9 protein-coding genes are annotated in these 11,187 nt (G+C 45.6%); 3 read left to right on the top strand and 6 right to left on the bottom strand.

Features of this window, described 5'->3' with window-relative positions; all coding sequences use genetic code 11:
* Nucleotides 1-55: 55 nt before the first annotated feature.
* From ACFW2W_RS03790 to ACFW2W_RS03765, 6 genes are all read right to left on the bottom strand, one after another.
* Nucleotides 56-1,216 carry an AI-2E family transporter gene (locus tag ACFW2W_RS03790; protein WP_378173526.1) on the bottom strand — a complete coding sequence of 387 codons (1,161 nt, stop codon included), beginning with the start codon at nucleotides 1,214-1,216 and terminating at the stop codon, nucleotides 56-58.
* Nucleotides 1,217-1,441: 225 nt separating this feature from the next.
* Nucleotides 1,442-3,397 carry a sensor histidine kinase gene (locus tag ACFW2W_RS03785; RefSeq protein WP_378173523.1) on the bottom strand — a complete coding sequence of 652 codons (1,956 nt, stop codon included), beginning with the start codon at nucleotides 3,395-3,397 and terminating at the stop codon, nucleotides 1,442-1,444.
* A 41-nt stretch (nucleotides 3,398-3,438) separates the two neighbouring features.
* Nucleotides 3,439-4,329 carry a phosphate/phosphite/phosphonate ABC transporter substrate-binding protein gene (phnD, locus tag ACFW2W_RS03780; RefSeq protein WP_378173520.1) on the bottom strand — a complete coding sequence of 297 codons (891 nt, stop codon included), beginning with the start codon at nucleotides 4,327-4,329 and terminating at the stop codon, nucleotides 3,439-3,441.
* Between the two features lie 350 nt (nucleotides 4,330-4,679).
* Nucleotides 4,680-4,988, bottom strand: a complete 309-nt coding sequence (locus ACFW2W_RS03775) for a hypothetical protein (RefSeq protein ID WP_378173517.1) — start codon at nucleotides 4,986-4,988, stop codon at nucleotides 4,680-4,682.
* A gap of 336 nt (nucleotides 4,989-5,324) precedes the next feature.
* Complete coding sequence (locus ACFW2W_RS03770) at nucleotides 5,325-5,762, bottom strand: DUF4079 domain-containing protein (protein WP_378173514.1); 438 nt, start codon at nucleotides 5,760-5,762, stop codon at nucleotides 5,325-5,327.
* A gap of 318 nt (nucleotides 5,763-6,080) precedes the next feature.
* Nucleotides 6,081-6,476: a DUF1830 domain-containing protein gene (locus tag ACFW2W_RS03765; protein ID WP_378173511.1), complete on the bottom strand. Its 396-nt coding sequence runs from the start codon at nucleotides 6,474-6,476 to the stop codon at nucleotides 6,081-6,083.
* Nucleotides 6,477-7,134: 658 nt separating this feature from the next.
* On the opposite strand from ACFW2W_RS03765, the gene ACFW2W_RS03760 reads away from it, so the two are divergent.
* From ACFW2W_RS03760 to ACFW2W_RS03750, 3 genes are all read left to right on the top strand, one after another.
* On the top strand, nucleotides 7,135-8,706 hold the full coding sequence (locus ACFW2W_RS03760) for a photosystem II high light acclimation radical SAM protein (RefSeq protein ID WP_378173509.1): 1,572 nt from the start codon (nucleotides 7,135-7,137) through the stop codon (nucleotides 8,704-8,706).
* Between the two features lie 99 nt (nucleotides 8,707-8,805).
* Complete coding sequence (locus ACFW2W_RS03755; RefSeq protein ID WP_378173506.1) at nucleotides 8,806-10,218, top strand: DICT sensory domain-containing protein; 1,413 nt, start codon at nucleotides 8,806-8,808, stop codon at nucleotides 10,216-10,218.
* 116 nt (nucleotides 10,219-10,334) lie between these two features.
* The gene (locus ACFW2W_RS03750) at nucleotides 10,335-10,982 is read left to right on the top strand and encodes a pentapeptide repeat-containing protein (protein ID WP_378173503.1); all 648 of its coding nucleotides are present in this window, start codon (nucleotides 10,335-10,337) and stop codon (nucleotides 10,980-10,982) included.
* Nucleotides 10,983-11,187: the final 205 nt, after the last annotated feature.

Genomic DNA, 11,187 nt, shown 5'->3' with positions numbered 1-11,187 from the left:
ACTTTAATTTCGGGCGAGATGAAAGGTCATCATAAAAGTGATGCCAGATTTGAGTTTATTGTTCATTAGCCCCCTGCTTTTCTGCTTTGGTTGCGTTACCTGCCGTGTCTGTAGCGGAAGCCGCAGGAAGTGCTGATATGACGACTTCCTTGGCAAAGGGGTTGTGAAAAAACGATCCGGTTTGGGGTGGCAGCATGGGATTGAGGACAATTTCTGCAAGACTTTTTCCGACACCTGTTAGGGGAATTGCCAAAATCACCCCTAACAATCCTCCCAATTTCCCTCCGAGTAGGAGAGAGACGAAGATAATGACTGGGGATAAACCTGTCAAATTGCCCATAATGCGAGGTGCGACCAAATTATCTTTTATCTGCTGAAGTGCGATCGCTACGGCTAAGACTTGCAGCGCCTGAAACCAATTGATAAACGCTACCACAATGACAACCGTGGCAATTCCTAAAGTTGCTCCGATAAAGGGAATGATTTCCATCAACCCAATAAAAACCGCAAATACTAGGAAAAATGGCACGTGCAATGCCCAAAATGCTAGGGAAAGAGTAGTCGCCATAAACACACCCAATAACACCTGACCCGACACAAATCGCTGCAAATTTCGTTGCAGTGATTCTGTCAAACCGCCTTTAATTTTGGGTGAGAAAATACTCGTCAGTCCCTGCCAAACTCGCTCACCATCAATGAGCATATAAAATGAAATGACGAGAATTAGAATTAAGTCAAAAAACCAGTTAAAGGTGCCTAATACTAAGCCAAAGCCTCTGGTAGCGATCGCTTGGGCTTGCGCTTGTACTCGTGCCAACAACTCAGAAGCCAAAATTCGCACGTCAAATGGCAAATTGTGTTCTGCACTCCAAGCTTGGAAGGTAGCTAATTGCTGTTGTCCAGACTCCAGTAGCGAAGGTAAATTTGTCACCAATTGCCGCCCCTGATTAAACACTGGCGGCACTACAGTCAGGGCAATGAGTACCAGCGTTAAAGCTGCTATCAAATAAACTAAGATCGCTGCTACACTCCGGGGCAAGAAAGTTTGCAAAACGGCAACAGCATAGTTGAGAAAAAATGCAATCAGTCCGGCGGTGAGCAAAATGCTAATCAACTCACCCACATATCTCAGAGCCAAAATCGTCACCCAACCGCTTGTCAGAACGAGCAGCCAAGTGATTAGAAACTGTTGGAGTGGTGAAAAGGCACGATTCATCTTTGCTCTATCTCAATGGGGGAGAGTAATCCGCCGGGGGTTGAAACCCCTGCCTCATAGCTAAAGTCGTCTTTAGACGACTATACATTAGTATTTGAGTCGTGTTTAGACGACTTGGACTATTAGCTCGTGGACTTAAGTCCCTGGCGGGTTTTAGCAGAATGAAATAGCCTTGGTTCATGGCGATGAACCATCAAGAGCCTAAGTTTATTTACATTTACCTACTTAGTTGTGGGTTTTTATAGGCAACGCGATCGCAAACTCTGTTCCTTGTCCCGGCTCCGAAATAACCTCGATTTTCCCCTTGTGCTTTTCAACAATTTGGTAGCAAATGGATAGTCCTAAGCCAGTGCCTTTACCTACCGGCTTCGTAGTGAAGAAGGGATTAAACAGCTTGTCTCTAATTTCTAGAGGAATTCCAGAACCATTATCACGAATTCCCACTCGAATATAGTTAGAGTTGAACCGTTCCGTGCGAATTAGAATTTGCGGATTGTGGATTTTAGGATTGTGGATTTTAGATTTTAGATTGGGGATTGGGAACTCTCCTTTGTTTCTCTGCTCCCCCTCTTCCTGTCTCTCCTTTTTGTTCTTTGCCTCTTCCAAAGCATCAATTGCATTACTGATAATGTTCATAAATACCTGGTTTAGTTGAGCTGGGTAACACTCAACTAGAGGCAAATCTTCATAGTTTTTGACTACCTCAATCCCCAACTTAAGACGGTGATTGAGAATCAACAGCGTGTTTTCTATCCCTTCATGGATATCGACTGGTTTCATCTCAGATTCATCAAGGCGGGAGAAGTTTCGCAAAGACAAAACAATTTGCCGGATACGTTCAGTACCCATTTTCATAGAAGACAGTATTTTGGCAAAATCTTCTGTAAGAAAGTCCAGGTCAATTGCTTCAATCTCCTCTTGAATGACAGGGGTAGGGTGGGGGTACTGCTGCTGATAGAGATGTACTAAATTAAGCAGTTCTTGCGTATAAACGTTAGCGTGTTCCAAATTACCGTAGATGAAATTGATGGGGTTATTAATTTCATGAGCGATGCCAGCAACTAGCTCTCCCAAACTGGACATTTTTTCAGTTTGAATGAGTTGAGATTGGGTTTGTTGAAGTTCTTGGAGCGCTTGTGTCAATTCCTCAGTTCGTTGTTCTACTCGCTCCTCTAGTGTCTGACGAGCTAACTCTAGTTCGTGGGTATATTCTCCTACCCACTGCACCAGACAATTTAGAGAGGTTGCTAATGACCCCACTTCATCCTCAGTTGTGACCGGACTGCGGAGGTCAAAGTTAGATTCTTGGGTGATTGCTCTAGCAACTTGAGTGACGGCTTCTAGGGGACGAGCGATCGCACGAGTAGTAATAATCGCCAACGCTACCGCGATCGTAACTGACAGCAGCATACTCCCAACAACAATTTGCAGCCTGAGTATCTGTGCTTGCTCAAGCTGGTTTCTTGCTTGCATCTGTTGAGATTCTGCCGTTTCTTTCAACCCAGTTAAACTCTCTGCCAGTCGATCGAATTTAACAGTGATATTAGTTGCTGTTGTGCTTCTGATAGAATTCAACAACTGTTGCTGTGCTACCGAAATCTCCTCTGGTTTCAAGTTAGCTGGCTCGATTTGCTGCCAGAGTAACTTAATTAAGTAAGTGTAGGATTCGGTATTTGTTTCATAACCCTTCAATAAATCTTTTAACTCTGTAGCCTTTGTTGCTAAGTTATCGGGGTAGCTATCTATAAAAGAATTAAATTCAGTTAACAGTGCCTCGATCCGATTAACACTTCTAAAAAACTTAGCAGTTTCGTAGTCAAACCAAATTGATTCTCCTAGTACAGTAACCAGCCGCTGTGGGTGCGATCGCACTTCGCCAACAGCATTTTCTAAATTACTGAGGAGGTTTTGCTGCTTCTCGGCAATTATTAGCTGCTTTTGAGCCTGTTTTTCGTAGTAATCTCCACTAATTAGACCAATCGTTGTTCCTAGAACTGCTATGCCGATAGCCAAAGAATAGCCGTAACCAATTTTTTTGGCTATACTCAAGTGCGGAATAAAGCGTCCTATCCAGTTTGTAGGAAATTTCAAGGTATTCCCTTGGCTATCTAAAGTTAGGCTTATCTGCAACCCGTGTCCTTGGAGACTCTTTGAGGAAAGTCTAAAGGTTTTAAAAAGCATAAACCAAATATCCCCAAAAGAGTCGAATCAAGTGATTAAACCTATTGAACAAAACTGCCTTGTCCTATGGCTTTATAGACCTCCCGAATCATGTTGTAATCAGCATCATTCGCCGCAACTAACTGAGAGCCTTTGTACTTACCTTCCTCGACGGATAAAAGACTTTGAATCAGTTTATTCTGATTTTTAATTGCGCGCTCACTCATCTCTTTAACGAAGTCAGGATCGAGCTTACTACTGGCAACAAATAAATCGTTGGGAAGAAGCGGTCCTTTCACTATTAGTGGTAACTCACTCTCAGATAAGCCTTCATCTCGGAGGAATTTCTCATACTTAACAGCAGACCCTCCCCAAGCATCAACCTCACCTTTTTTCAAGGCGGGTAGTCCCTTACTTCCTAACATGAGGATTTTTATGTCAGATTTAGGATCTAATCCAGCGTCTATCAAAAACTTGGTGGGACCAAGATAACCGCTGGTCGATCCTACCTGCCACATGGCAATTTTTTTACCTTTTAACTGTGCTACTGACTTGATCTTGCTGTTAGCAGAGACACAGATAACTGCATGGTAGTTGGGTCGCGTGATACCGATGACAGGAACTGCGTTTGTCCTTGCACGCATCACCACGTATTCCGAGGGACCTGTGAGAACAAAATCTAGCTGATCGGACTGTAAGGCGGCGGCTGCTGCTGTGTAGCTTTCAACGGGGACAAACTCAATTTTCTTTTCCAGTACCTCCTCTAGTGCCATTCGCAATTCCCCATAATCGCGCTGCAACTGTTCAAGACTTTGAATATCTGTCACTGTAAATCGAAGCTTTTCAGGGGAATTTTGTGCAGATGAAGGCGAATCTCTATCATTAGGGTTACTTGCTACCGTACAGCTGGTGATTAATATTAGGGAATACCAGAGAAAGTGCCGTCGTTTCATAACTATTTGCCTACAAATAAATAAATATAATTTTAGCTAATTTAAATTATATCTTGGTTAACAATAGGTCGTAAATTATTTAAATCTAATTGTAGAATAAAAAAATAAATTTAAAAGTCTTATAAGAAGGTTTGTCCTTATCAAAGTTACAGGCATCTGCGGCTCTAAGTTCCCGTTCTGCAGGAACTTAGAGCCGCATATATTTCTATGAGATTAACCAAGGCGATCGCGCTTGTCTTACTGAAATTGCCGATCGATAAGACTTTAGGGCGATGTGAATGCGATCGCTTACACTAATTCCGTAGAGAGCGCATCCCACGTTGCATTCTTTTCTAATTTCTAAAAACCGATTACCACAGCGCCTGTACCGGCTCTTCTTCGGGTGGTATCTCTTCGGCTGGTATGGTATACGGACTGCTGCGAGTTGCAGGTTGCTGTTGCGTTACTGTAGGGATTGTTCCCGTAGGGGTTACGGTTGGCGCTGGGGTAACAGTAGCGGTCGGCGTAGGAGAGGGCGATGGTGTTGTAGTTTGAGTACCCGCAGGAAGCACTTGGCTCGCACTCCGACTACCGAGGGGGAAGCGCACGCCCACTATACCGCCTAAAAAAATAGCCAGAGCTACTACGAAAATCACGCCAGGGATTATTTGATCGCGCATCGATTAGGGGTGAAGGCTTACTTTAGTTCATCTTAGCCTAGTCAAAAACCCTAAGCTGTTAGCTCAAGGAAATAACTTTGTGTATTTTCACGAATTTTCTGTCAGTTCCACTCACCCCACCGACGGATTTCTCAGCGGCAGGACTTACACAACATCACTACATCTGAGGGCAACCACAGGGGGATTGAACCCGAAAAAACGCTATATGTATAAGCTTTGCGTAAGTCCTGAGCGGGTTGTCCTGAAAAAGTAGAGGCGGGGAAACCTACCCCTATTCGCCGGTTTCTTCAGCAGAAAAATTGTCATCCAACTAGAAAGATTAAATCTAAGTTAAATCTAAGGTAAATACTTTTGCACCACGCTCCAGCCGGTTAGCGAAACCCAGGCTAATCCCACCAATAGCACCAGATTGGTTGCAATATGAACCGAACGCGCCCAAGCTCGGTTGGGATTAATGAGAATTGCACTTCCCGCTGAGAGCAACACTAATACCACCACGACCCAACCGGCAATCCAGTGCGCCGAGTGAGCGAGGCTGCCATAATGACCTAACGTGCCGACAACCCCAATGGCTAGCAGCAGCAAGACGAGAGCCACCAGAATTGCGCCAGTAGCGTAGTGAAAAAGACGCAACCATCGCGGTTGCGAACTTCTTTGCTGACGAGCCGCAAACATCCAACTGCCAGTGACTCCCAGCAATAGGTAGGCTAACAGAGACAAGCCCATCGACCACGCAGCAATTTTCCAGAGCCAGAGAAAGGAAGGTAGATTCACTCGTTACTTATTTACATTCAGCTACAGCCGCATCTACTTTTCATCTTAAGCTGTTCGCTTGGCGCTATAGCAATCCTATTTTAGTGGTGAGATACCAGCCCTTGAGATCCCCGACTTCGTAAGAGTTGCCCTAGGATCTTGCTTTCACGAATCATTTAGGACTGCTATATCAGTGAGAAAAAAAAGAATTTGTCTACCTAAGTATACGAGAATTTACCAGTCAATTCCTCTAAAAGCTAATCGCTAATCGCTGAAAATCCCATAAAAAAGAGTTGTCGCTCATGACAACCCTAAAATTACTGAATTTTCCCAGCAAAACTAGCCAATATAAGCGGTTGTTAAAGATTCTACGGTTTCTAAATTTCTTTTTTTCTGGATTTCAAGCTTCCGGGTGTTATCGTTTATTGCCTTTTTTTCCTCATCGTGTAGGTCGATTGTATTATACTCGGAATCATTGCCTTCGTTGATACACAGGCGATCGCACGGAATTTTATCTGAAAGAATGGCACTCGCCATCATCCCTGTATGAATTTCCAGATGAGCCTCTGGTATTGCTTCAAACACTAAGCGTTGTCCTGGAAAGACAACCCGCTCAAAGTACCAGTTCGGAAGATTACTAATCCGAGCAATTTGAATGTGGCTTGTAGCATTAACGTAGCAGCAGAGAATGCGATCGCTGTTACCAGAAGGAAGGGGATCGAGTATTTGAGCCATAACTGCCGAGGAGCTTTGCGCCACTGTTGAAGATTACAATAACTAAGCTAACATTGGGCGATCCCGGCTTGTTGTAAACACGACTACCAACTGAGTATTTTGGTGAGATATCTCCCCAAAGTTAGAGGCAAAAATTCCACTTTTAGTAATCCTTGCTACTTGCGATTGTAAGGGCAATTCCCCGTGCCTTAGCCTCCGACTTGGGCCACTACTCCCTGTCAAAACACCTTCCCCACGCCTCATGCCAGCTTTGCTAGATGAAAATGCCAGCGAAGTAAAGATTTCTTCAGGATCGGCAATGAATTCGTGCTTAATTTCGGCTTGCTGCCGAGAATAGACTTCCGATCTTGGAGCGATTTTTGCAGCGTTGCGTTCCCTTTTTCGCCTCCAGAACCAAAATCAGGGCGAGACTGAGGATAGTAAATGTTATCGTAAAGTTATATAAAGACCTTTCAGAATCATTTCATTTATAGATACAGAGGTGCTGCTGTCGCCAGTAATTCCTGCGGGTCAATGGCGGATTCACATCTAGTCGCTAAAGATACCCAACATGGCTCAAATCCTGAGAGCAAGTCTTAGTCAGAAGAATTTTTGAGAAAGCGATCGCATTTGTCGCTTTCGATCTCAGTAGTAGTAAATTTAGATACAAAAAACCACGATGAATAATCGAATTCTCTACGTCCGCCTCCCCTGCAACCCGATTTTCCCCATCGGAGTGGTTTACTTATCCGATCACGTACACAAGCAATTCCCAGAAGTAGAACAGCGGATCTTTGACTTGGGAACCGTGCCGCCTCTGGATTTCACTGGGGCGTTGGATACTTGTGTCGATGAATTCAAACCCACACTACTGGTATTTTCCTGGCGCGATATTCAGATTTATGCGCCCGTGGGAGGCAGAGGTGGCAACCCACTCCAGCACGCCTTTGAGTTTTACTACGCCAAAAATCCGCTGCTGAAATTGCGCGGGGCACTGGGAGGGCTGCGCGTCACCACGGCATACTACACCGAACTCTGGCGCAACCTGGGATTAATCAAACGGGGACTCAAACGCGCTCAAAAATATCATCCAGAAGCCAAAGCCGTTGTCGGTGGCGGTGCTGTGAGCGTATTTTACGAACAGCTGGGTAAGAGTCTGCCATCCGGGACAGTTGTTTCGGTGGGTGAAGGCGAAGCGCTGCTGGAAAAAATGCTGCGAGGGCAAGATTTTCGGGATGAACGATGCTATGTGGTGGGAGAGACAACGCCACGCGATCGCATGATCCACGAACGTCCCACTAATATCGAAAAAACCGCCTGCAATTACGACTACATCGAAACCATTTGGCCTGAGTTTCAATATTATCTGCAAGACGAAGATTTCTATGTCGGCGTGCAGACAAAGCGGGGTTGTCCCCACAACTGTTGTTACTGCATTTATACAGTTATTGAGGGCAAGCAGGTACGGATTAACCCAGCCGATGAAGTTGTCGCCGAGATGCAACAACTTTATGACCGAGGAATTCGTAACTTCTGGTTTACCGATGCTCAGTTTATCCCAGCTCGGAAATTTATCGATGACGCCATTGAGCTATTGCAGAAAATCCTCGACGCTGGGATGAAAGACATCCATTGGGCAGCTTATATTCGGGCAGACAATTTAACGCCTGAGTTATGCGACTTGATGGCGAAAACCGGCATGAACTACTTTGAAATCGGCATCACCAGCGGTTCCCAAGAACTTGTGCGGAAAATGCGGATGGGCTATAACCTGCGGACAGTCTTAGAAAATTGCCGCGACTTAAAAGCAGCAGGCTTCAACGACTTAGTTTCCGTCAATTACTCATTTAATGTAATAGACGAAACTCATGAAACAATTCGCCAAACCATTGCCTATCACCGGGAGCTAGAGCGAATCTTTGGTGCGGATAAAGTTGAACCGGCAATCTTCTTTATTGGCTTACAACCCCATACTCATTTAGAAGAATATGCCTTCGATAAGAATATCCTTAAACCAGGATACAACCCGATGAGTATAATGCCGTGGACAGCTAAAAAATTACTTTGGAATCCAGAACCCCTCGGCTCATTCTTCGGTGAAGTTTGCCTGCAAGCATGGCAACAAAATCCTAACGATTTCGGTCGAGAAGTGATGAAAATTCTAGAGGAGAAACTTGGTTGCGCCGACTTAGAAGAAGCCCTCGCGGCACCTATTCAGTCAAAAGAAAAACACCTAGTTACTGTATCTTAGTTTCATGAATTGCTAAGTAGACATTGCCCACCCTAGCCTGCATTTCTCTTCTTTCCTTGTTCTTTGCGTCTTTGCGGTTCATTTAATAAAACCAAAATTATGTTAGAAGGCTCCATTCTGCAACAGCTAGAAGTTGCCCACAGATCGAGTAAAAGACCGATTCGATTTGGGGTGTACTACAAAAACACCCTCGTTGCCCTGTGTCATGCCCTGGAAGACCACATCTTAACTGAGGACAGTTCCCCCTTGACCATCGCCGCCTTCCAAAGAGGCAAATGGTATCTGCAAGAAGCAGATCGCTATAGGGACATTGCACAGAAATCGCGTCAGATTGCCATCATGGCGTCACCGGATACGGGGTTTACCGAACACCCCACCAGCCAACTGCCCAATGTAGATATAGTGGCATTAGACACATCCGACCCGGTGGCTGAAGAATGGCACTTAATCATCTTTTCGCCAACATACACGGCAATGGTGCTTTGTCAAGAGATTTCAGAAGAAGATTATGGTGCAGCAGGGCTACCCGCGTCAGATTTGGAGCGTAAGTTCTATGGTTTGTGGACGTTTGAGCCAGAGTTGGTGAAAGAGACGGTGGATTTAGCGATCGCCCATATTGGTCGCTACAACCCGGAACTAGAGAAAAAACTCATCGCCTGTAAAGAGTCAATCCAGCCATCCTTAGCAACCCCAGAGAATCTAAGTTCAGTGGTGTCTTCCGTGGTGGAGTATCTCCAGCATGGGCAAGAAGATATATCGACTGGCACAAATCTAGACATCCCCGTTGGATCTCGCCAACAAGCGCTGGATCGGAATTTAGTTTCCAATGAAATTCAGGCATTCTTGCGGATGGCGCAGCTGATGGATATGGCAGATATTACCAATCCAATGGCAGCAGCGGAAGTGGTGGCACTTTCCGAAATGATAGGGCAACTACTAGATTTACCCGCTTGGCAGATGAAACGCCTGCGCCTTGCCGGGTTGCTGCACCGCATCGATCCGATGCAGGGAGCGGAAAGTGTTCTGGCTGCTGCTAAGTCGAGTCGCTACGACGAGGATGCACCCAGTTATGCGCTGACTTGTCCATTGGTGCCGGGAGCGCAAGTATTGAGAAGAATGTCACAACTGCGGGCAGTTGCCCAAATCGTCACTCACCAAACCGAGTGGTGGAACGGCACGGGTGAGCCAGCCGGGTTAGCTGGTGATGAAATTCCCTTGGAATCGAGAATTTTGGGATTAGTCGCAGACTTTCAGTGGCGACTCGTGCAAGCGAGAAATGCCAATCCCGACAGCGAAGAGAATTTATCAAAAGCTATAGAAGAGTGTCGGCAACAACAAGGCGATCGCTTCGATCCCAAATTGGTTGAAACTCTATCACTCCTCGTCATGGGTATGCAACAGGGTTTGAGTCTACCTGTCACGCCAACCAAAGTGACGGCGGGAATGTGGCTCTTGGATGCAAATCTCTATGGCGGTACAGCCGTGCAACCTTCATTAATGGGGAATGGGTAATGGAAGTTATGAGTTTTGATTGAAAAGATAGTTCTTTCATGCAAAACTCAGACGCGATAACCACAAATCTTACAACTTAAAACTTTTTCCCCATTCGCAATCCTTCAATCCTTAAAATGGACATTCAAGCAATTCGTTCCGGCAAACTCAAGCAACTGCAAGGTACAGATTTAGAAGACGAAGATTTTTCAGGAGTAGATTTGCGAGGCATCAATCTCGCCGGTGCTAACCTCGTTGGCACAAATTTTAGTGGCTCCAACTTAGAACGCGCCCGTCTCGATGGTGCAAATTTAATCGAAGCGCAACTAACAGGCGCTGACTTGCGGGCGAACCTGCTGGGCGCTAACTTGATGCAAGCTGACTTATCCGGTGCTGACTTGCGCGGTGCAAATTTGCGAGGCGCTAACTTGATGGGAACGAAACTCACGCAAGCGTCTTTTGCCGGTGCCTTCTTGAGCGGTGCTAACTTGATGAGCGTCAACTTGCAAGGCGTGGATTTGCGGAGTGCTGACTTGCGGGGTGCTAACTTGAGCGGTGCCAATTTGCAAGGTGCAGACTTAAGCCAAGCGGATTTACGGGGCGCTTTGCTTAGTGAAGCGAATCTAGAAGAAGCAGACTTGCGGGGTGCAAATCTTGCCGGGGCAAATTTGACTGGAGCAAATTTGCTCTGCGCTGAGTTAGATAGTGTTAACTTGACTGGCGTGACTTTGGATCGAGCTTGTTTGACTGGAACCTGTGCGGACAAAATGGCTTCAAAAGCCTGAACAAACAGCCGCTATTAGCGGTTCTCAGTTGGCTCAAAAAACCTAACAAGAACAGCCCCTTCCCTACCTGGTAAGGGGCAGGGCTATTTCATTCTAGACAGAGAGGGTGAAATCCAGTAAGCTAAAGCTCAACGAATTTTTCTTATCGAGCTATGAGAACGCTTGCCATTGTGGAAGCCTTTTCCAGTTTGCCTGACGCACGACG

It is taken from the genome of Coleofasciculus sp. H7-2, assembly GCF_042747725.1.
Classification (GTDB): Bacteria; Cyanobacteriota; Cyanobacteriia; order Cyanobacteriales; family FACHB-T130; genus FACHB-T130.
The sequence above is the reverse complement of the archived record's forward strand: the minus strand, read 5'-3'. Positions and strand labels throughout refer to the sequence as shown.

What these genes read in the sequence shown, in the direction of transcription:
- ACFW2W_RS03760 (WP_378173509.1), top strand. Translation starts at nt 7,135, where the DNA reads ATGAATAATCGAATTCTCTACGTCCGCCTCCCCTGCAACCCGATTTTC.
- ACFW2W_RS03750 (WP_378173503.1), top strand. Translation starts at nt 10,335, where the DNA reads ATGGACATTCAAGCAATTCGTTCCGGCAAACTCAAGCAACTGCAAGGT.
- ACFW2W_RS03775 (WP_378173517.1), bottom strand. Translation starts at nt 4,988, where the DNA reads ATGCGCGATCAAATAATCCCTGGCGTGATTTTCGTAGTAGCTCTGGCT.
- phnD (WP_378173520.1), bottom strand. Translation starts at nt 4,329, where the DNA reads ATGAAACGACGGCACTTTCTCTGGTATTCCCTAATATTAATCACCAGC.
- ACFW2W_RS03765 (WP_378173511.1), bottom strand. Translation starts at nt 6,476, where the DNA reads ATGGCTCAAATACTCGATCCCCTTCCTTCTGGTAACAGCGATCGCATT.
- ACFW2W_RS03790 (WP_378173526.1), bottom strand. Translation starts at nt 1,216, where the DNA reads ATGAATCGTGCCTTTTCACCACTCCAACAGTTTCTAATCACTTGGCTG.
- ACFW2W_RS03785 (WP_378173523.1), bottom strand. Translation starts at nt 3,397, where the DNA reads ATGCTTTTTAAAACCTTTAGACTTTCCTCAAAGAGTCTCCAAGGACAC.
- ACFW2W_RS03755 (WP_378173506.1), top strand. Translation starts at nt 8,806, where the DNA reads ATGTTAGAAGGCTCCATTCTGCAACAGCTAGAAGTTGCCCACAGATCG.